Source organism: Streptococcus equinus (assembly GCF_049393805.1).
GTDB lineage: Bacteria > Bacillota > Bacilli > Lactobacillales > Streptococcaceae > Streptococcus > Streptococcus equinus.
In genome coordinates this window covers 1269491-1289965 of sequence record NZ_CP185763.1, presented here as the reverse complement: position 1 = coordinate 1289965, position 20475 = coordinate 1269491, and the positions used below count along the sequence as shown (strand labels likewise).

The following is a 20475-nucleotide window of genomic DNA, read 5'->3' as shown; positions in this document are numbered from 1 at the left end:
TATATTTTGAATTATCTAAAAATTCAAACAAGTTATATCTATGATAACATTTAAAAAAAATAAAGCAAGTAAAAGTAGCAATAAAATGCTAACTTTCACAAATTATTTTTAACTTTACTTTTTATCTTGGCTTTCGCGTTCCGCTTTGCGTTCTTCAAACTCTTCTTGAGTCATCATTGAACCACCAAAGTTGGCAGATGAAGCAAAGGCTGTATAACGGCGCAACCAACCACTAGAAATTTTTGATTTAAATGGTTTCAAATGTTTACGGCGTTCTGCTAAAGTATCATCATCAACAATCAAATCAATCGTACGATTAGTCAAATCAATATAGATTTCATCACCATCTTCAATAAGTGCGATATTTCCACCTTCTGCTGCTTCTGGCGATACGTGACCAATTGCAATACCACGTGTAGCTCCAGAAAAACGTCCATCTGTGATAAGAGCAACATCTTTACCAAGACCACGTCCAACAATTTTAGACGTTGGCGCAAGCATTTCAGGCATACCAGGACCACCTTGAGGACCTTCATAACGAATCACGACAACATGTCCTTTTTTAACGGTACCATTGTCAATTAATTCGAGCGCTTCATCTTGAGAATCACAACAGATAGCTTTTCCTCGGAAAGTCTTAACAGAAGGATCAACACCGCCGACTTTGATAACCGCGCCATCTTGTGCAATATTTCCATAAAGAACTGACAAACCACCTACTGGAGAAATTGGGTGTTCGATTGGGTGAATGATTTCTTCGTTTTTAATTTCTGCACCAGCTACATTTTCTTTCAGAGTCTTACCAGTGACCGTAATGCGATCACCCTTAATGGTTCCTTTTTTAATCAATTGATTGATAATTGCTGAAATACCACCTGCTTCTTGAACATCGTGCATCGTGTAAATGCTTGATGGTGCAATTTTAGAAAGATATGGTGTCTTCTTAGCAATTTCATTGATATCTGTAAGGTTATAGTCAATACCTGCCTCACGCGCAATAGCAAGTGTGTGAAGAACTGTGTTAGTTGACCCACCCATAGCCATATCAAGTGCAAAGGCATCGTCGATAGCTTCTTTTGTAATAATATCTCGTGGACGCAAATTATTTTTAACATTGTCCATCAAGTGTTTTGCTGCTTGTCTTACCAATTCACGACGTTGGTCTGATACAGCAAGAACTGTACCATTTCCTGGAAGAGCAAGACCAAGAACTTCCATAAGAGAGTTCATTGAGTTAGCTGTGAACATTCCTGCGCAAGAACCACACGTTGGGCAAGCATTTTGTTCCAAATAATCTAATTCTTTTTTAGACATATCACCAGCTTGATAAGTTCCGACAGCTTCAAAAAGACTTGACAGCGTTGCTTGGTGACCCGTCATATCAACGCCGCCTTTCATCGGACCACCTGAACAAAAGACTGCAGGTACATTGGTACGAAGTGCAGCTAAAATCATACCTGGTGTGATTTTATCGCAGTTAGGAATATAGAAAACACCGTCAAACCAGTGTGCATTGATAACTGTTTCAGCAGCATCTGCAATGATTTCACGAGATGGAAGACTATAACGCATCCCAATATGCCCCATAGCAATTCCGTCGTCTACACCAATGGTATTGAACTCAAAAGGAATACCACCCATTTCACGGATAGCTTCCTTGGCGACATCTGCCAATTCACGCAAATGAACATGTCCAGGGACAATATCAATATAAGAATTACAAATTGCGATAAATGGTTTTTGCATGTCTTTAGCAGATTTTACTTGCCCGGTTGCATAAAGAAGACCACGGGCTGGTGCTTTATCCACACCTACCTTAATCATGTCACTTCTCATCAGTTTTCTCCTATCAATTAAATCTTACACACCATGTTAACACTTTAAAAAATAAAGTCAAGTAATTTTCAGAAAATTTTGTTAGTTAACAATTTTCTTTCTATTAGATGTTTAATTGACACTTTTTCTTTGTGAAGACAAAAAAAGAAAGCACCGAAATGCTTTCTTTTATCTTTTATTAAATACTATACTATTCAACACTCATCAAGTATGGATAAACTGGTTGTTTACCTTCGTGAATTTCAACTTCAACGTCATCGTAAGTTGATTCAAGGTAATCAGCCATTTCTTCAGCCAATTCTTGATTTCCTTCTTCACCAACGTAGATAGTGACAATTTCGCTATCTTCGTCGATCATTTTAGCGAATGTTTCTTTCAAAGTAGCTGTCATGTCTGGGTTTGAAACCACGATTTTACCATCAACCATACCAAGGTTATCATCTTTGTGGATTTCAAGACCGTCGATAGAAGTATCACGAACAGCAAGTGTCACACTACCACTAACAACATCAGAAAGACTAGCAGTCATAGCTTCAACGTTTTCTTCTAATGATTGAGTTGGGTTGAAAGCTAGCAAGCTTGTAAATCCTTGAGGTACAGTACGTGTTTCAACAACTGCGGCTGGTACTTCAGACACTTCTGCTGCTGATTGTGCAGCCATGAAGATGTTTTTGTTGTTTGGCAAGATGATAACATTTTTAGCATTAACAGCTTCAATTGCTTTAACGATATCTTCTGTAGATGGATTCATTGTTTGACCACCTGAGATAACGTAGTCAACACCTTGTGATTTGAAGATATCAGCTAAGCCATCACCAGCACATACAGCAACAATTGCAAAGTCTTTTACTTCTTTGCTAGCAGCTGCAGCTTGAGCTTGGTCTTTTTCAAGAACAGCATCATGTTGGTTACGCATGTTATCAACTTTAACTTTTTTAAGAGCACCATATTTTAGACCTTCTTGAAGGACTAAACCTGGATCTTCTGTGTGGACGTGAACTTTAGCAATTTCATCGTCGTTAACAAGGATAAGTGAATCACCTAGACCACCCAAGAATCCTTGGAATTCATCGTAGTTAAATTCTTTTACGTAAGTAGGACCTTGTTTGAGAGCAACCATGATTTCAGTACAGTAACCGTATTTGATATCTTCAGTTGCAACGTGTTCAGCTACAGATTTGTGGTGTTCAGCGTTAATCATTTCTGTCATAACCGCTGGAGTTGCTTTGAAATCTTCAGAAGCAATGTATTCACCAGTCAAAGCAGATAAGAAACCTTCATAAATGAAGACTAAACCTTGACCACCTGAATCGACAACACCAACTTCTTTCAAAACAGGAAGCATTTCTGGTGTTTTAGCAAGTGCGCCTTTTGCACCTTCAAGTGCAGCACGCATAACTTCAACAGCGTCATCAGTTTCTTCTGCTTTTTTAAGAGCAGCTGTAGCAGCGCCACGAGAAACAGTCAAAATAGTACCTTCTACAGGTTTCATAACAGCTTTATAAGCCACTTCAACACCTGATTGGAAAGCGTGAGCAAGGTCTTTACCAGTCAATTCTTCTTTATCTTTGATTGCTTGACCGAATCCACGGAATAATTGAGATGTGATAACACCTGAGTTACCACGTGCACCCATCAAAAGACCTTTTGAAAGGATTTGTCCGACTTCTCCAACTGTAGATGCAGGTTTATCTGCAACTTCTTTGGCACCATTTTCAATTGTCATTCCCATGTTTGTTCCTGTGTCACCATCTGGTACAGGGAAAACATTAAGGGAGTTTACATATTCTGCTTGATTTCCAAGACGAGTGCTAGCAGCTTGAACCATTTCTTGGAATAAACTTGTTGTAATATTTGACACTAATCTTCTCCTACAACTTTAATATTTTGTACGTAAACATTCACCATGTCTGCTGAGAGGCCAAGTTGATTTTCAAGATTAAACTTGACACGTTCTTGAATGTTCTTAGATACTTCAGAAATTTTTACACCATATGACATTACTGTGTAAACATCGACTGAAATACCACTTTCTGTTGATTTGACAACAACACCTTTTGCGTAGTTTTCTTTACGCAGAAGCGCTTGAAAATTATCCTTAAGAGCACTTTTACTTGCCATACCAACAACACCAAAAATTTCTGTTGCTGAACCGCCAACAACAGTTGCAATTACGTCGTCAGATAACTCAATTTGGCCATCTTTTGTATTAATTTTCACAGTCATATTTACTACCTCAAAAGTTTTAATCAGTTTATTTTACCATATATTAGCCGTATTGTAAAAAATAATGGAAAAATACCGTTTACAAAACAAAGAAAAAAGCCTTTCGGCTTTTATTTTATACGCGTTCAACTTTACCAGATTTAAGCGCACGAGCTGATGCCCAAACTTTTTTAGGTTTTCCATCTACAAGAATAGTAACTTTTTGAAGATTTGGTTTAACTGCACGTTTAGTTTTGTTCATTGAGTGTGAACGGTTGTTTCCTGATACAGTCTTACGACCTGTGAAATAACAAACTTTAGCCATTTTATCTGCGTCCTCCTACTTAGATTATAGGTGTTTTACACCACATACCATAAAATGATAACATATTGGACCTAATTTAGCAAGTATTTTAGTCAATAATCATTAAAAAAGTTTTAGAAAAAGGTATATTATTTCTAAAGCTGCCCGAAAAATAAGAGTCTTTTGGAAACAAAAAAAGTCCCAAATATCGGGACTCTTCTTTCTTTTGCCGATTGCAGGAATTGAACCTACGACCTACGCGTTACGAGTGCGTTGCTCTACCGACTGAGCTAAATCGGCTAACAGGTTCATTATAGCACTCGCTAAAATAATGTCAACAAAAGAAGTGATTTCTAAAGAAAAAATCAAAAAAACTTCCCGTTTGGGAAGTTTTTTAACGAAACGAAGTCTGATTAAGCTTTGTTAGCTGAACCAAATACGTCGATACGTTCTTCAACAGCTTCAGTAATAGCTTCGAAACCTGGTTTCAAGAATTTACGTGGGTCGAAGAGTTTTTTCTTATCGTATTCTTCTTCGTTTGCTTCGTATTCAGCAACAAATTTACGAGTAGCTTTAGCGAATGCGATTTGGCATTCAGTGTTAACGTTAACTTTAGCTACACCAAGTTTGATAGCTGCTTTGATTTGATCATCAGGGATACCTGAACCACCGTGCAATACGATTGGGAATCCTGGTACAGCAGCAGTCAATTTTTCAAGGTGGTCAAGGTGAAGACCTTGCCAGTTAGCTGGGTAAGGACCGTGGATGTTACCGATACCTGCTGCAAGGAAGTCGATTCCTGTAGCAACCATAGCTTTAGCATCTTCGATTGGTGCCAATTCACCGCCACCAACGATACCGTCTTCTTCACCACCGATAGTACCAACTTCAGCTTCAACTGAAACGCCTTTAGCGTGAGCTTTAGCTACAACTTCTTTAGCTTTTTCAAGGTTTTCTTCAAGTGGAAGGTGTGAACCGTCGAACATAACTGAAGTGTAACCAACTTCGATACATTCCAATGCATCTTCAAAGTGACCGTGGTCAAGGTGAATAGCAACTGGTACAGTGATACCCATTGATTCTACAAGGTTTTCGATAAGTGTTTTACAAAGTTTGTAACCACCCATGTATTTTGCAGCACCCATAGAAGTTTGGATAAGAATTGGAGCTTTTTTAGCTTCTGCTGCACGCAAGATTGCTTGAGTCCATTCAAGGTTGTTTGTGTTAAATCCACCAACCGCATATCCGTTTTCACGGGCAGCTTTGATAAATTTTTCCGCTGAAACGATTGCCATTATATAGGCCTCCTATTTATTTTTTGGGATATACCCTTTTTATATGTACATTCTATCACAAATTAAAAAAGATTGCTAGCTTAACTTACAATTTGGCTGATTTTATGTAAAAAAAGCAATGAAAACGAAAAATTTTTCATCACTTTTCAATATTGATTTTAAAGTACAAAAAAAGACAAGCACTCTCTGGCTTGTCTACTCTGCGGAAAGAGGGACTTGAACCCTCACGATCTAAAGCGATCACAGGATCCTTAGTCCTGCGCGTCTGCCAATTCCGCCATTTCCGCTGTTCCTTAACAACATAAATAATTATATCAGTGATTCATGTTTCTGTCAACACTATTTTTCATTTTTTTGCAAAAAAGCTGAAATTTTTTCAAAATATGTTGTTGGATCAGTTTCAAACGACTTCGCATGACCCGCACCTTTTGCTATATAAAGCTCTTTCTCACCTTTTGATGCACGATAGTTTTTGTAAACCATACTTGTCGGAACAAATTCATCTTTACTACCGTGAATAAAAAGAGTTGGTCGTTCATTTTTTTTAAGCTGATTAACACAGCTTGCTTGTCCATATGAAAATCCTGCTCTAATTTTTGAAATAACTGAAACTTCATAGACTAATGGAAATGAAGGTAGGTTGTACATTTCTTTAGCTTGATATTTTATCTCATCCCAGACACTGCTGAACCCACAATCTTCAATAATATTATTGACTTGTTTCGGTAAAGTGTCTTCTCCTGAAGCCATCATGACTGTTGCAGCTCCCATTGAAACTCCAAATAAGGTGATTTGACTGTTAGAGTTCTCTAAAGCTAGTAGCTCAGCCCACTTAATAACATTTAGTCGGTCATTCCAGCCAAAACCAATAATCTGCCCTTCACTTTCACCGTGAGACATATTATCTGGCATAAGAACATTATAGCCCATCTCATGGAACATCCATGCGTAAGGTTTCATATCTTCTTTTTTACTATTAAATCCGTGAACTACAATGACAGTCTTATTTGTTTCATTTGCTGCAGGAACATACCAAGCATCTTGTTTTAAACCTTGATTAGTCATCCAGCGTGTTTCTTTTGATAATTGATCAAAATTTTGTTCGTAAGCATATAATGCATTATCTTTTGAACGCGCCTTGTGATTGATAAATGATTTTTCTTCACGAACTTGTGCAACGTGGAAAAAATAAAAACTTGCCCCAATACTTGTGACAAATAACAGTGCAACAATCCATAACAAAACAATACGTTTTCTCATTTTTCTGATTCTCATTTTTCTCATGCTCACTATTATACTATTTTTTCTAAAAATGTGAATACTTCCTTCATATAAAGTGTTTTCAAAAAAATACCCGTCAAGCCATAAAGGTTTGACGAGCATTTTTATCTATTATTTACTATTTTCAATTGCCGCTGTAACAAAGGCTGTGTAAAGCTCTTCTGGACGGTTTGGACGGCTTTGAAGTTCTGGGTGATATTGAGCAGCCACGAAGAATTTTTTCTCTGGCAATTCAACAACTTCCATCAAACGGTTGTCTGGAGAGACACCTGAGAAGACGAAACCAGCCGCTTCAAATTGTTCACGGAATTTAGTGTTAAATTCATAACGGTGACGGTGACGACGTTGAACAACTTCTTGGTTGTTGTAAGCTTGTGCTGCACGTGAGCCAGCTTTCAATTTACATGGGTAAAGACCTAAACGAAGTGTTCCACCCATGTCTTCGATATCGATTTGGTCACGCATGATATCGATGATTGGGTATTTAGTATCTGGGTCAAGTTCTGTAGAGTTTGCACCTTCCATGTTCAAGACGTGACGAGCAAACTCAACACATGTCAATTGCATACCAAGACAGATACCAAGCATTGGAACGTCTTTTTCACGCGCATAGCGGATTGCTTCAATCTTACCTTCAGTACCACGTTGACCGAATCCACCAGGAACGATGATACCGTCAGCATCACCAAGCATTTCATCAACATTGTCAGCGTTCAAATCATTAGCATTAACCCATTTAAGGTCGATAGCTGCATCGTTAACATAACCTGAGTGTTTAAGTGCTTCAACAACTGAAAGATATGCATCTGGCAATTCAACGTATTTACCAACAAGAGCAATTTTAGTTGATTTTTTAAGATTCATAATCTTATCAACCATTGCTGACCATTCTGACATATCAGCTTTTGGTACATCAAGTTTCAAGTGGTCGCAAACGATTTGGTCCATGTTTTGAGCTTGCATGTTAAGTGGAATTTGGTAAATGTGATCCACATCAAGTGACTCAATAACAGCTTCTGGAGCAACGTCACAGAATTGTGCCAATTTATTTTTAATATTTTGACCAGCAGGTTTTTCAGTACGAATAACCAACATATTTGGTTGAATACCAAGACCACGCAATTCTTTAACTGAGTGTTGTGTTGGTTTAGTTTTCATTTCACCAGCAGCTTTAAGGTATGGTAGAAGTGTTGTGTGAATGTACATAACATTATCTGAACCTACATCTGCTTTCATTTGACGAAGTGCTTCAAGGAATGGAAGGCTTTCGATATCACCAACTGTACCACCAACTTCTGTGATGATAACATCTGAGTCAGTTGTTGTAGCAGCACGTTTGATTTTTTCTTTCAACGCATCAGTGATGTGTGGGATAACTTGGACTGTTGCACCAAGGTATTCACCTTTACGTTCTTTACGAAGAACTTCACTGTAAATTTTACCAGTTGTAACGTTTGAATATTTGTTAAGGTTGATGTCGATGAAACGTTCGTAGTGACCTAGGTCAAGGTCAGTTTCAGCACCATCGTCTGTTACATAAACTTCACCGTGTTGATAAGGACTCATTGTACCTGGGTCAATGTTGATGTATGGGTCAAATTTTTGGATAGTCACTTTAAGACCACGATTTTTCAAAAGACGACCAAGACTTGCAGCAACGATTCCCTTACCGATAGAAGAAACAACACCACCAGTAACAAAAATATACTTAGTCATTAAATAAAACTCCTTTAAAATAAAAAATGATAGCAAACGATAAGTGCTTGAAAATTAAAAAGCAAAAGAACATCAAATAATCAGCAACATTATTTGACAGATAAAAAGTAAATGGCCAATTACTTTTAGGAAAACAAAAATAGCTCCCTAAAAAGTTAGGGAGCTTTTCTCCGACCTCTAAAAAAGAGGTGCCCGAATAATACTATAAACTATCCAGAAACTTTTGTCAAATGATAAGACAAAGTTTTTTTAATTAAACTTTTTTGATTTAGATATTATTCTTCGTCTAAATCGTCGTCTTCATCATCTTCTTCGTTGATTTCAACGTCTTCATCCAAATCTTCATCTGGAATAATTTCGTTGATTTCAGAATCGTATGATTCAACTTCAGATTTTTCATCATCTGGATTTTCATCATCGTATTCCATGTCTGAAGATTTTGCAGAATAATCATCATCTTCTGGATCATCATCTGAATAATCGATAGCATCTTCATCACCGTCCATAAACGCATTTACACGTTTGCGTTTACGTTTAGGTGCTCCATTTTCATCATCTTCAAGTGTAATGATTTCTTCGTCGATTTCATCGATAGCATACCATGAACGAAGTCCCCATTTGTTGTCACCAAGTGGAATAAAGCTTCCATCAACGTTCAATGCAGAATAAAAATATGGTAATGCTTCACGAATTTCTGCATCTGATTTTTCAAGGTAATTTTGGATCTCATTTACAAGATCGCTGAAATACATTTCGTGATCACGTCCACGTTCTTCAAGGATGGCACGTGCAACTTCAATCATTGAAAGTTCGCTTTTTTCTTGTCCAGCAAATACTTCTAATTCCAAGATAGTTCTCCTTATTAATCTTAGGATATGGGCAAACAGCCACAAAAAACCTATTATCTTAATTTTCGTTACTCTCTATTTTACGCTAATTTTGCCAATTCGTCAAAAGATTTATCAAAAATTCCTGAGAAATGCATAAAAAGAGAGTGAGACAAACCAAGTTCCTGCTAAGAATTGTTTAAGATCAGAAATCTAGCTTGCTAAGCAGGCATCACTAATTAATGGTGCATATAAACATGGCACCTTCAATTGTATGGGCACAAAAAAGAAGCTGAGCACTTTTGTGCCAGCCTCTTTTAATTATTTATCTAAAGATAAATTATTTTACTTTAGCAGTGCTTGTTACCACTTCAACAGCTTTCTTCATAGCGATGTCGTGTTTAAGCATGTCTGCTGAAAGAAGGTTACGAACTTGTTCAACTTCCATGTTGTATTCTGAAGCAAGGTCGTTGATTTCTTTTTCGATTTCTTCGTCAGAAGCTTCGAATCCTTCTGCTTTAGCGATAGCTTCGATAACAAGGTTAGTTTTAACACGTTTGTCAGCGTCAGCTTCGTATTGTTTGTGAAGGTCTTCTTCAGTTGTACCAGTCAATTGGAAGTACATTTCTGGAGAGATACCTTGACGTTGCATGTTGCCCATGAATTCGTTCATAGCGCGGTGAACTTCGTCGTGAACCATTTCTTCTGGCAATTCAACGATTTCAGCGTTAGCAACAGCCAATTCAAGTGCAGCACCTTCAACAGCATCGTCAAATGCGATTTCTTTAGCTGATTCAAGTTCTTTACGGTATTTAGCTTTCAATTCGTCAAGAGTTTCAACTTCTTCGTCGATGTCTTTTGCAAGTTCATCGTCAAGAGCTGGAACTTCTTTAGCTTTAACTTCGTGAACAGTTGTAACAAATTTAGCATCTTTACCAGCAAGATCTTCTGCTTGGTATTGTTCTGGGAATGTTACGTTAACTTCTACAGTTTCACCAGCTTTAGCACCAACTAATTGGTCTTCGAAGCCAGGGATAAATTGACCTGAACCAAGTTCAAGTGAGAAGTTTTCACCTTTACCACCGTCGAATTCAACACCGTCAACTGAACCAACGAAGTCGATAACAACAGTGTCACCAAGTTCTGCAGCACCTTCTTTAACGATAAGTTCTGCAAGGTTGTTGCGTTCGCGTTCTACTTTTTCGTCAACTTCAGCGTCAGTCACTTCTTTAGTAGCTTCTACTGAAACTTCAAGGTTTTTGTAGTCACCAAGTTTAACTTCTGGTTTTGTAACAACTTCAGCAGTCAAAGTCCATTCTTGACCTTTTTCCATTGATTTGATATCAATTTTTGGTTGTGCAACAACGTCAAGGCTAAGTTCAGCAACTGCTGCTTGGTAAGCTGCAGGAAGAAGAGCGTTCAATGCATCTTCGTAAAGAGCTTCTTCACCAAATTGTTGGTTGAATACGGCACGTGGCATGTGACCTTTACGGAATCCAGGTGCGTTCAAATTTTTCTTAACTTTGTTGAATGCTTGATCAAGAGCTGGTTTGATTTTATCTTGACCGATTGTGAATGTAATCACGCCACGGTTAGTAGCTTTGTTTTCAAATGATACAGACATGAAGTCATTTCTCCTTAAAATTTTATATACAGTTTAGTTTAACATATTTCAGGCTTTTTTGTCAAAGAATAGTGCTATATCAAGGGTTTTAGGCGCTAAGTTTTTTTGCTTGATTTCAGCATTTTTTCACTGTCAATTTTTGTTTCAAAAAACAAATCAATAAAGACTTGCTTGACGTGTATTTTTTTAATAAACTATGGGTATGAACATTATTTCAAAATATATCGAACGTCTTCAGGTAGAAGAAATTGCAGTTGATATCATCTCAAAAATCGTATCACTTCTCCTTCTTCTTATCGTATTTTTAATCGCAAAACGCGTGTTAAATTTCATTTTCACACACGCTATTGCAAAATCAATTTCACTTTCACGACAGACTGAAGCTCGCAAAAAAACCATTGTCAAATTGCTTCACAACATCATGAATTACACCCTTTATTTCTTCTTTATTTATTGGGTGCTAAGCATTCTTGGTGTACCTGTCTCTAGTCTACTTGCTGGGGCTGGACTTGCTGGGGTTGCCCTTGGTCTTGGCGCACAAGGTTTCTTAACTGATGTTGTTAATGGTTTCTTCATCTTGCTTGAAAATCAATTTGAAGTTGGGGATTCAGTTGTTATCGGTTCTGTCGAAGGAAATATTTCAAGCGTTGGTATTCGTACTACGCAAATTCGCGGTTTTGATGGAACATTACATTTTATTCCTAACCGCAACATCACCGTTGTTTCTAACAAATCACGCGGCGATATGCGAGTTCAAATTGATATTCCAATCTATGCTCACACAGACTTGGAGAAAGTATCAAACATCATTAAAACCATCAATAAAGAGCAGTTACCTGCTTACCCTGAAATCGTTGGTAGCCCAACAATTCTCGGTCCACGTACAAACAGCACTGCTCAGCTAGTTTTCCGTGTTGATATTTTCGTACAAAATGGTAAACAAAATTATATCTATTCTAATTTTTATCGTCTTTATCAAGAGGCACTTTTGGAAAATGATATCTCGCTACCAACCATGTACGCTAACCCAACACTTTCAAAATAACAAGACAAGAAAAAGGTTGAAGTTTAACGCTTCAACCTTTTATTTTTAAAATTTACGAATTGGGTCAGCGGTATAAGTCGCACGCGCACCACCAATTAATTTTGGTCGGCTAGCTAAAGCTGTAACATGCGCACCACCTAACTCACGCTGCACTGGAATCAATGGCACTTGCACGCGCTTAACATGCATTCCAATAAATGTATCACCAATATCAAGACCAGCATGCGCCACAATTTCTTCTACTTCTACAGGATCTTGCATGAATTTAAAAGCAGCAACTTGACCACTTCCTCCAGCGTGCAGATTTGGAATGACATTAACGATTTCTAAATCCTTTTTCTCAGCCAGTTCACGTTCTACTGTCAAGGCACGATTCAGGTGCTCACACCCTTGAACTGCCAAATAAATGCCACGCTTAGTCAATTCTTCAAGAAGTGTTTTTACAATCACTTCACCGATTTCAGCGCTGCTATTTTTTCCAATCAAACCTCCAGCTACTTCACTAGATGACAATCCAAGGACAAAAATTTGTCCTTTTTTAATGGCAGAGCGTTCAATAATATCAACGACAATCACTCGTGTTTGATCCGCTAAAGCCTTTAAATCCATACTAAACCTCCGTACCTATTTATTTTCAAAACGTTGATAAGCCAGATAAACAAGGTAACCAACTAACATTCCAAAAAGATTTTGCAAAAGATTTCCAGGAATACCAGCCAGAGCTCCTCCTAGACCATAACCTAAAAGAAGAGCCGCTAAGAAATACCAGCCAACCATCAAAATACTAGCCAGAATAAGCCCTAAAATGCGTTTCTTCCCAGTCCATCCTGCAAAATACCCTTGCGCTCCATGAGCAATTAAACTGTGAAACATGTATTGTGGATAACCTAACAACAGGTCGATAAGAAAGCCAGATAAGCCACCAACAACCGCTCCAGATTTTGAACCTAAATAATAAGCAGTAAAATAAATACCAACATCTAACAGGGTCAAATAACCCGTCGGCGTTGGGACATGAATAAACGCCAAAACAACACTCAAGGCAGTCAAAACAGCCATTAGGGTTAAATGATATGTCTTAGTCCTGCTCATAATTTTGTTTTACTCCATATTGGTCTGAGTGACGAATCGCTTGAAAAACAAACTCTTTTGATTCAGCAACTGCTTCTTTAGGTGATTTTCCAAGTACTAGCTGACTTGCAATACTTGATGCCAATGTACAACCAGCACCAATATTATTTGTGTCAAGAATGTCAGTTTCAAAGACTGAAAACTCACTACCATCATAAAAAATATCGATGGCTTTTTCTTTACTTAAACGATTTCCACCTTTGATGACCACATTTTTTGCACCCAAATCATACAAACGCTTAGCTGCAGCTTTCATGTCATCTAAAGTTTTAATTGACGTTTGTGCTAATAGCTCTGCTTCTACCAAGTTAGGTGTGATGATTGTAGCATATGGGAAAAATTTCAAAAGTTCATCACGCAAAGCTGATACTTCAACATCATGTTTTTCCTTACAAACCAAAACTGGGTCAAGTACAATTGGAATTTCTGTATGAGATTTAACAAATTCAAGTGCTAAGTCAGCAACATCCACATTCGGTAAAAGTCCAAGCTTGATACCTGAAAATGGAACATCCTTGAGGCTGTTTAATTGATGCGCAAAAATGTCATTATCTGTCGCAAAAACTTCAAACCCTTTGTCAGTCACTGCTGTCAAACAAGTTACCGCTAAAAAACCGTGCAGATGATTTGTCGTATAAGTGGCTAAATCAGCATACAGACCGCCACCACTAAAAATATCATTTCCAGAAATTGCCAAAATGTACTTATTCGTCATAAATAATCTCCTTCAAATAAAGACCGTTACCCGCAGCCGTAGGTCCAGCTAAGTCACGATTTTTAGACTCCAAAACCGTCTTAATCTGACTAACTGGCATACGACCATTACCAATTTTAAGCAAAGTCCCAACCATATTGCGGACTTGTTTATAAAGAAAACCATTTCCACTGAAGGTAAAGACAAAGAAACCAGTTTTTTCGTCAATGTCAACCGTTGCTCGTGTAATCGTGCGAACTTTATTTTCTACAGATGTTCCTGAAGCTGTAAATCCTGTAAAATCATGTGTTCCCACCAAATCCTTGATAGCTTCCTGCATTAAAGCCAAATCTAACGGATATGGGTAATGCGTCGCATAATGGCGCATCATCGGATTCTTAGGACGACCAGCATCAACTAAAAATTCATAAGTTTTACTGTGTTTATTATAGCGAGAGTGAAAGTCATCACTGACTAATTCAACCTTCACCACGTCAATGTCTTCTGGAGATTGCGTATCCAATCCAAAACGCAATTTCTCAACATCACGCGCTTGAGGCAAATCAAAATGAACGACCTGACCATAAGCATGAACACCAGAATCCGTACGACCAGCACCATGTACTTTAACAGGAGTGCCACTGTTTAACTTCTGCAGTGTCTTTTCAAGTTCTTCTTGCACCGAACGTTCACTCGGCTGACGCTGAAAACCAGCAAAAAGCCTACCATCATATGAAATTGTTGCTTTATATCTTACCATGTGAGTATTTTATCACCTTCCTAAGAGACTTTCCAGAAAATTTCGAACAAGCTGTCCCCATACAGATTTTACCATAAAAAAAGAGACCGGAAAATAGATTCCAATCTCTTTTTAGTTTTCAATTATTCACCGTCAAAGGCGTCTTTAACTTTGTTGAAGAAACCTTTTTTCTTAGGATTTCCAACTTTGTCGCCACCGGCTTGCGCAAATTGTTTAAGAGCTTCAACTTGTGCATCGTTAAGTTTTGTTGGTGTCACAATATTAACAGTAACATGTTGGTCACCTTGACCACCACCACGCAATTTTGGAGCACCTTTACCACGAAGTCGGAAAGTCTTACCAGTTTGAGTACCAGCTGGAATTGTCATTTCAACATCACCATGGACAGTTGGTACTTCGACAGTGTCACCAAGAGCTGCTTGAACAAAGCTGATATTCATTGTGTAGTAAATTGTTGAACCATTACGTTCAAATTTATTACTTGGTAAAACATTGATGATAACAAAGAGGTCACCATAAGGTCCACCGTTAAAGCCGGCTTCACCTTGACCTTGCAAGCGAATTTGTTGACCTGTTTCAACACCTGCTGGAATTTTAACAGACACTTTGTGTGTTTTCTTTTCGTGTCCAGTTCCGTGACAAGTATGACATGGCTCTTTGATTTCTTTACCTGTACCATGACAGACGTCACAAGTTACTTGGCGACGCATCATACCAAGAGGTGTTTGTGTATCAACATTAATCACACCTGAACCATGACAGCGACTACATGTCACAGGGCTAGTTCCAGGTTTCGCACCTGAACCTGAACATGTTGAACATGTTGATTCACGGTTGTAAGCAACTTCTTTTTCAACACCAAAGACAGCTTCTTCGAATGTCAAGTTAACACGGTATTGAAGGTCATCACCTTGGCGAGGCGCATTAGGATTGCGCATTCCTCCGCCACCACCAAAGAAACTTGAGAAAATATCTTCAAAGCCACCAAAGCCAGCTCCATCGAAACCACCAAAACCACCAGCTCCGCCATTAAAGCCACCGTTAGCTCCAGCAGGACCGTATTGGTCGTAAGCTGCACGTTTTTGCTCATCACCTAGCGTTTCATAGGCTTCTTGAACCTTTTTGTACTGTTCTTCCGCACCAGGTTCTTTATTAATATCTGGGTGATATTTTTTAGACATTTTGCGGTATGCTTTTTTAATTTCAGCTTGCGAAGCATCTTTAGATACACCCAAACGATCGTAAAATTCTGTATTGTTCATATTAAATACCTTAATTATTTCTTATTCTGACAAAATTTAGCACTTTAAAATCAGCCATAGGGCAATGTTGAAATACTGCTATAAATTTAGATTCTTGAAACTCATCAAATATGTTCAAAGCAAGACTTAAATTCTGCAAAATCTTCGTCTGACATATTGAAAATCAAATTTTCTGAAGGCTTATCAACCAATTCTACATCATCACACAATCCTAAATTAGCTAATATTTTCTTAGCAAATTCCTGATGTGCGAAACCAATAGCTGTAACAATGTTTTTATCCTGATGAATCGCCTTTGGAATGAAATTTTCTCTAGAAAGAAAGTCAAAATACCCGAAGAAATTTTGCCATATACCACCAGTAAAAGTAGTATTCTCCAATAATCCAGCCTTCGATAATAGAATCGGCGCTGACGATATAGCCGCAACTAGTATCGATTTCCCTTTTAGTTGTTTTAAAAACTGAATCAAAGTATTATCTTTCAACGCAGAAGTAAAATCTGACATTCCTGGTAAAACAACACACGAATAATCATCTAGATTAACTTCATCAAATGTCTTTGTCGCCTGACAAATCAAACCATCTTCAGAAATCACACTTTCTTTGTTAGAAGAAATATAATCGACTTTAATACCATATTGCAATACTAAGCTACTGGTCAAATCAACTATTTCATACAATGAAAAGTTCGGGTAAATCACACAAGCAACTTTTTTCATTCTGAACTCCAAATTAATCAGCATTCTACCCAAAAGCAGAGGCTGGGTTGCAACCTCTGCATTAGATTTATGTTTTCAACTTTTGAGTTTCAACCCAATGTCATTTGTCTAGAAGACTAAATTATTTTTCAGTGAATTCACCGTCTACAACGTCGTCACCATTGTTTTTAGATGAGTCAGTTGATTGAGCACCTTCAGCACCTTGTGCTGCTTGTTGTGCTGCAGCAGCTTGTTCATACATTTTCACTGCAAGTGCTTGAGCTTTTTCGTTAAGAGCTTCAAGTTTAGATTTCATATCTTCAAGGTTGTTAGCTTCTTGAGCTGCTTTCAATTCATCAAGAGCTGATTGAGCAGCGTCACGTTCTGTATCAAAGCCTTTACCTTCAGTTTCTTTGATTGTTTTTTCTGTTGCAAAGATTGCTTGGTCAACTTCGTTACGAAGATCAACTTCTTCTTTACGTTTAGCATCAGCTTCTGCATTAGCTTCTGCGTCTTTCATCATTTTTTCAATTTCTTCATCAGTCAAACCTGAGTTAGATTGAATAACGATGTGTTGTTCTTTTTGAGTACCAAGGTCTTTAGCTTTAACAGATACAATACCGTTTTTATCGATATCAAATGTTACTTCGATTTGTGGGATACCACGAGGTGCAGCTGGGATATCAGTCAATTGGAAACGACCAAGAGTTTTGTTATCTGCAGCCATTGGACGTTCACCTTGAAGAACGTGGATATCTACAGCTGGTTGGTTATCAGCAGCTGTTGAGAAGACTTGTGATTTAGAAGTTGGGATTGTAGTGTTACGGTCAATAAGTTTTGTAAACACACCACCCATAGTTTCGATACCAAGTGACAATGGAGTAACATCAAGAAGAACAACGTCTTTAACATCACCAGTGATAACACCACCTTGGATAGCAGCACCCATAGCAACTACTTCATCAGGGTTAACTGATTTGTTTGGTTCTTTACCAGTTTCAGCTTTAACAGCTTCAACAACGGCAGGAATACGAGTTGAACCACCAACAAGGATTACTTCGTCAATTTCTGAGATTGAAAGACCAGCATCTGAAAGTGCTTGACGAACTGGAGTTTTAGTACGTTCGATAAGGTCACGAGTCAAATCATCAAATTTAGCACGTGAAAGGCTTGTTTCCAAGTGAAGAGGTCCAGCAGCTCCTGCAGTGATGAATGGAAGTGAGATTTGTGTTTGAGTAACACCTGAAAGATCTTTTTTAGCTTTTTCAGCAGCATCTTTCAAACGTTGAAGAGCCATTTTATCTTGGCTAAGGTCAATACCGTTTTCGTTCTTGAATTCAGCAACTAACCAATCAATAATTTTTTGGTCGAAGTCGTCACCACCAAGTTTGTTATCACCTGCTGTAGCAAGTACGTCGAAGACACCATCACCAAGTTCAAGGATTGATACGTCGAATGTACCACCACCAAGGTCGAATACCAAGATTTTTTCATCTTTATCAGTTTTATCAAGACCATATGCAAGAGCAGCTGCAGTTGGTTCGTTGACGATACGTTCTACTTCAAGACCAGCGATTTTACCAGCGTCTTTAGTTGCTTGACGTTGAGCATCGTTGAAGTATGCAGGAACTGTGATAACTGCTTTTGTTACTTTTTCACCAAGGTAATCTTCAGCGTAACCTTTAAGGTATTGAAGAATCATTGCTGAGATTTCTTGTGGAGTATATTCTTTACCGTTTGCAGATACTTTTTCAGAAGTACCCATTTTAGATTTGATAGAGATAACTGTATCTGGATTTGTTACTGCTTGACGTTTTGCAGCATCACCAACAATGATTTCACCATTTTTGAATGAAACAACTGATGGAGTTGTACGGTTACCTTCTGGGTTAGCAATGATTTTTGATTCAGTTCCTTCAAGAACTGCAACAGCTGAGTTTGTTGTACCTAAGTCAATACCAATAATTTTAGACATGTTCTATCCCTCTTTTTTATTATGAATTTATCTTTATTTACTTTCAGTTATAGTTTAATGACATTGCGGTCAAGCCAATTAGTTGTAAACAACGACCATTGCTGGACGCAAGAGACGTTCGTGAAGTTTATAACCTTTTTGAAGAACTTGTGCAATGCTATCTGCTGGATGTTCATCATCTGCAGGAAGTGTTTGAACAGCCATATGTAAGTTGTGGTCAAAGTTTTCAGCGACAACTTCTTCAACGCCTTCTTCGTTAAGCGCGCGAATCAAGCTATCACGTGTCATTTCAAGACCTTTTTTCACATCATCAGTCAAACCTTCAACAGCAAGTGCACGTTCCAAATTATCCAAACTTGGCAAGATAGCTTTTGCTAAATCTTGTGAACGATATTTTTGCAATTGTTGACGTTCTTCGTTAGCACGACGTTGAATATTTTGCATTTCAGCATGAGCTCGAAGATATTTGTTTTCAAAATCTTCAGCACGTTCAAGTGCTTTTTGCAATTCTTCGTTTTGAGCCTCTTCTTGAGGCTGTTCTTTTGTTTCTTCTTCAGTCACAACATCAGTGGCTTCAACTTCTTCTTGAAGTTCTTCGTTTTTAGTTTCTTCTGACACTGTGTCCCTCCCTATCTTTTTATCAAATTAAATTAATTACTAAACTTAGTTGACTTCGTAATGATTACTATTAAGATAACGGTAGTAATCACCAAGTTTCATCGCTAAGACTCGCCCGATAACATTAACCAAGCTAACACTTCTGCGATAATCCATATCAATCGGACCAATCAAGCTAAGAAGCCCAAATCCACGATAAGGAATCAAAAACTTATGTGTCAAAACAGTCACATCTGCTAAGGCTGGTTCTTGACTATCTGCGACCTGAACATTTGCAACCTCATTTTCTTTCATAGAAGAACGAAGAGCTACTGCAACTCTCTGGTCATTATCTAGAAAACGATAAGTTTCCAAATCAGCATAATCAAGTGAGTTAACTTTACCAGCTACGAAAACCAGTTCTCTAAACAATTCTGCAAAAATGTAATCAAACAAATCCAAAACGTTGTCTGTAACAGTAAAATACTTTTGCAAAACCTGAGGAATTTCAGTTCGTAACTTATAATGAATATCCATCACCGTGCGTCCGAGCAAACGCTCGTCAACGATTTCCTTCAATGTCACTAAATCCTTCAACATAAAGTTTTTTGGAATAGCAAACTGAATCGTTGCTGGTTTTGATTCATCTAAAGTTAAAACAGCTAAAGCATCATGACTTGATAATTGAACAATATCAAAAGCTGTCAATTTTTGTCGAGCTGGCTCAACATCCAAAATCACCGATGTATAACCAGTCATATCTGCTAAAACTTGACTTGCTTTTTGCAAAATATCATCAAGCTTGAAAGCTTCAAAATCAAAAGCCTTAACAACCTGATAAATATCGCGTTCATCAATACTATCAAGAGTCAATGAATGTTCAACGAAATATTTAAATCCAGCAGCGCTTGGCATACGCCCACTTGATGTATGTGCCTTTTCAAGCAATCCTAGTTTTTCAAGTTTTGCCATATCATTTCTGATAGTTGCACTACTTGAATCAATCGTCGCTTGCAAAGTTTTAGAGCCAATAGGTTCATGCGTCTGCGTAAATAATTCAACAATTAAGTTTAAAATATCACTTTGACGTTGTGTTATCATAACCTCGCCCCTTTCATTTTTAGCACTCATATACATCGACTGCTAATTTATAATTCTATTATACTCCTCTAAAAAACAGTGTCAAGGAAAAAGCGTAAAAAATTAGCACTCTTTTTAATAGAGT

Annotated in this window: 19 protein-coding genes and 2 tRNA genes; 1 reads left to right on the top strand and 20 read right to left on the bottom strand. The window is 37.8% G+C overall.

Going from position 1 to position 20475, the window contains the following annotated elements; all coding sequences use genetic code 11:
- Positions 1-114: 114 nt before the first annotated feature.
- The 11 genes from ilvD to tig form a co-directional block, all read right to left on the bottom strand.
- Positions 115-1836 (bottom strand): dihydroxy-acid dehydratase, encoded by a 1722-nt coding sequence (gene ilvD, locus ACN0NP_RS06410; RefSeq protein ID WP_024344753.1) that lies wholly within the window; start codon positions 1834-1836, stop codon positions 115-117.
- 190 nt (positions 1837-2026) lie between these two features.
- Positions 2027-3697, bottom strand: coding sequence for a DAK2 domain-containing protein (locus ACN0NP_RS06405; RefSeq protein ID WP_423216993.1), 1671 nt, complete (start codon positions 3695-3697; stop codon positions 2027-2029).
- Positions 3697-4062 carry an Asp23/Gls24 family envelope stress response protein gene (locus ACN0NP_RS06400; protein ID WP_003063261.1) on the bottom strand — a complete coding sequence of 122 codons (366 nt, stop codon included), beginning with the start codon at positions 4060-4062 and terminating at the stop codon, positions 3697-3699. The genes ACN0NP_RS06405 and ACN0NP_RS06400 overlap by 1 nt, the downstream gene beginning before the upstream one ends.
- A 115-nt stretch (positions 4063-4177) precedes the next feature.
- Positions 4178-4366 (bottom strand): 50S ribosomal protein L28, encoded by a 189-nt coding sequence (gene rpmB, locus ACN0NP_RS06395; protein WP_021141651.1) that lies wholly within the window; start codon positions 4364-4366, stop codon positions 4178-4180.
- Between the two features lie 206 nt (positions 4367-4572).
- Positions 4573-4645: transfer RNA gene (locus ACN0NP_RS06390), tRNA-Thr, on the bottom strand.
- Between the two features lie 113 nt (positions 4646-4758).
- Positions 4759-5640, bottom strand: a complete 882-nt coding sequence (locus ACN0NP_RS06385; protein WP_024344752.1) for a class II fructose-bisphosphate aldolase — start codon at positions 5638-5640, stop codon at positions 4759-4761.
- 201 nt (positions 5641-5841) lie between these two features.
- Positions 5842-5927 (bottom strand) — tRNA-Leu (locus ACN0NP_RS06380).
- Between the two features lie 52 nt (positions 5928-5979).
- Positions 5980-6924 (bottom strand): alpha/beta hydrolase, encoded by a 945-nt coding sequence (locus ACN0NP_RS06375; protein WP_423216992.1) that lies wholly within the window; start codon positions 6922-6924, stop codon positions 5980-5982.
- Positions 6925-7032: 108 nt separating this feature from the next.
- Positions 7033-8637, bottom strand: a complete 1605-nt coding sequence (locus tag ACN0NP_RS06370; RefSeq protein ID WP_021141648.1) for a CTP synthase — start codon at positions 8635-8637, stop codon at positions 7033-7035.
- 275 nt (positions 8638-8912) lie between these two features.
- Positions 8913-9485 (bottom strand): DNA-directed RNA polymerase subunit delta, encoded by a 573-nt coding sequence (gene rpoE, locus ACN0NP_RS06365; RefSeq protein WP_003067620.1) that lies wholly within the window; start codon positions 9483-9485, stop codon positions 8913-8915.
- A gap of 319 nt (positions 9486-9804) precedes the next feature.
- Positions 9805-11088: a trigger factor gene (gene tig, locus ACN0NP_RS06360; protein ID WP_021141646.1), complete on the bottom strand. Its 1284-nt coding sequence runs from the start codon at positions 11086-11088 to the stop codon at positions 9805-9807.
- A gap of 202 nt (positions 11089-11290) precedes the next feature.
- Here tig and ACN0NP_RS06355 point away from each other — a divergent pair, with 202 nt between their 5' ends.
- Positions 11291-12133 carry a mechanosensitive ion channel family protein gene (locus ACN0NP_RS06355; RefSeq protein ID WP_027968232.1) on the top strand — a complete coding sequence of 281 codons (843 nt, stop codon included), beginning with the start codon at positions 11291-11293 and terminating at the stop codon, positions 12131-12133.
- Between the two features lie 45 nt (positions 12134-12178).
- Here the strand turns inward: ACN0NP_RS06355 and ACN0NP_RS06350 are convergent, their stop codons facing one another.
- The 9 genes from ACN0NP_RS06350 to hrcA all read right to left on the bottom strand — a co-directional run bounded on the left by ACN0NP_RS06350 (position 12179) and on the right by hrcA (position 20351).
- A complete protein-coding gene (locus ACN0NP_RS06350) occupies positions 12179-12742 on the bottom strand; it encodes a TIGR01440 family protein (RefSeq protein ID WP_024344749.1) in 564 nt (187 codons plus the stop codon).
- A 15-nt stretch (positions 12743-12757) separates the two neighbouring features.
- A complete protein-coding gene (locus ACN0NP_RS06345; RefSeq protein WP_024344748.1) occupies positions 12758-13225 on the bottom strand; it encodes an ECF transporter S component in 468 nt (155 codons plus the stop codon).
- Positions 13212-13979 (bottom strand): bifunctional hydroxymethylpyrimidine kinase/phosphomethylpyrimidine kinase, encoded by a 768-nt coding sequence (locus ACN0NP_RS06340; protein ID WP_027968229.1) that lies wholly within the window; start codon positions 13977-13979, stop codon positions 13212-13214. The genes ACN0NP_RS06345 and ACN0NP_RS06340 overlap by 14 nt, the downstream gene beginning before the upstream one ends.
- Positions 13969-14718 carry a tRNA pseudouridine(38-40) synthase TruA gene (gene truA / locus ACN0NP_RS06335; protein WP_021141640.1) on the bottom strand — a complete coding sequence of 250 codons (750 nt, stop codon included), beginning with the start codon at positions 14716-14718 and terminating at the stop codon, positions 13969-13971. Before truA ends, ACN0NP_RS06340 begins: the two co-directional genes overlap by 11 nt.
- 122 nt (positions 14719-14840) lie before the next feature.
- Positions 14841-15980 (bottom strand): molecular chaperone DnaJ, encoded by a 1140-nt coding sequence (gene dnaJ, locus ACN0NP_RS06330; RefSeq protein ID WP_021141639.1) that lies wholly within the window; start codon positions 15978-15980, stop codon positions 14841-14843.
- A gap of 104 nt (positions 15981-16084) precedes the next feature.
- Positions 16085-16699 (bottom strand): DJ-1/PfpI family protein, encoded by a 615-nt coding sequence (locus tag ACN0NP_RS06325; RefSeq protein ID WP_021141638.1) that lies wholly within the window; start codon positions 16697-16699, stop codon positions 16085-16087.
- 121 nt (positions 16700-16820) lie between these two features.
- Positions 16821-18653 (bottom strand): molecular chaperone DnaK, encoded by a 1833-nt coding sequence (gene dnaK, locus ACN0NP_RS06320; protein ID WP_021141637.1) that lies wholly within the window; start codon positions 18651-18653, stop codon positions 16821-16823.
- A gap of 78 nt (positions 18654-18731) precedes the next feature.
- On the bottom strand, positions 18732-19271 hold the full coding sequence (grpE, locus tag ACN0NP_RS06315) for a nucleotide exchange factor GrpE (RefSeq protein WP_021141636.1): 540 nt from the start codon (positions 19269-19271) through the stop codon (positions 18732-18734).
- 45 nt (positions 19272-19316) lie between these two features.
- Complete coding sequence (gene hrcA, locus ACN0NP_RS06310) at positions 19317-20351, bottom strand: heat-inducible transcriptional repressor HrcA (protein WP_033152099.1); 1035 nt, start codon at positions 20349-20351, stop codon at positions 19317-19319.
- Positions 20352-20475: the final 124 nt, after the last annotated feature.

What these genes read in the sequence shown, in the direction of transcription:
- ilvD (WP_024344753.1), bottom strand. Translation starts at nt 1,836, where the DNA reads ATGAGAAGTGACATGATTAAGGTAGGTGTGGATAAAGCACCAGCCCGT.
- ACN0NP_RS06400 (WP_003063261.1), bottom strand. Translation starts at nt 4,062, where the DNA reads ATGACTGTGAAAATTAATACAAAAGATGGCCAAATTGAGTTATCTGAC.
- rpmB (WP_021141651.1), bottom strand. Translation starts at nt 4,366, where the DNA reads ATGGCTAAAGTTTGTTATTTCACAGGTCGTAAGACTGTATCAGGAAAC.
- ACN0NP_RS06385 (WP_024344752.1), bottom strand. Translation starts at nt 5,640, where the DNA reads ATGGCAATCGTTTCAGCGGAAAAATTTATCAAAGCTGCCCGTGAAAAC.
- ACN0NP_RS06375 (WP_423216992.1), bottom strand. Translation starts at nt 6,924, where the DNA reads ATGAGAAAAATGAGAATCAGAAAAATGAGAAAACGTATTGTTTTGTTA.
- ACN0NP_RS06370 (WP_021141648.1), bottom strand. Translation starts at nt 8,637, where the DNA reads ATGACTAAGTATATTTTTGTTACTGGTGGTGTTGTTTCTTCTATCGGT.
- tig (WP_021141646.1), bottom strand. Translation starts at nt 11,088, where the DNA reads ATGTCTGTATCATTTGAAAACAAAGCTACTAACCGTGGCGTGATTACA.
- ACN0NP_RS06355 (WP_027968232.1), top strand. Translation starts at nt 11,291, where the DNA reads ATGAACATTATTTCAAAATATATCGAACGTCTTCAGGTAGAAGAAATT.
- ACN0NP_RS06350 (WP_024344749.1), bottom strand. Translation starts at nt 12,742, where the DNA reads ATGGATTTAAAGGCTTTAGCGGATCAAACACGAGTGATTGTCGTTGAT.
- ACN0NP_RS06345 (WP_024344748.1), bottom strand. Translation starts at nt 13,225, where the DNA reads ATGAGCAGGACTAAGACATATCATTTAACCCTAATGGCTGTTTTGACT.
- ACN0NP_RS06340 (WP_027968229.1), bottom strand. Translation starts at nt 13,979, where the DNA reads ATGACGAATAAGTACATTTTGGCAATTTCTGGAAATGATATTTTTAGT.
- truA (WP_021141640.1), bottom strand. Translation starts at nt 14,718, where the DNA reads ATGGTAAGATATAAAGCAACAATTTCATATGATGGTAGGCTTTTTGCT.
- dnaJ (WP_021141639.1), bottom strand. Translation starts at nt 15,980, where the DNA reads ATGAACAATACAGAATTTTACGATCGTTTGGGTGTATCTAAAGATGCT.
- ACN0NP_RS06325 (WP_021141638.1), bottom strand. Translation starts at nt 16,699, where the DNA reads ATGAAAAAAGTTGCTTGTGTGATTTACCCGAACTTTTCATTGTATGAA.
- dnaK (WP_021141637.1), bottom strand. Translation starts at nt 18,653, where the DNA reads ATGTCTAAAATTATTGGTATTGACTTAGGTACAACAAACTCAGCTGTT.
- hrcA (WP_033152099.1), bottom strand. Translation starts at nt 20,351, where the DNA reads ATGATAACACAACGTCAAAGTGATATTTTAAACTTAATTGTTGAATTA.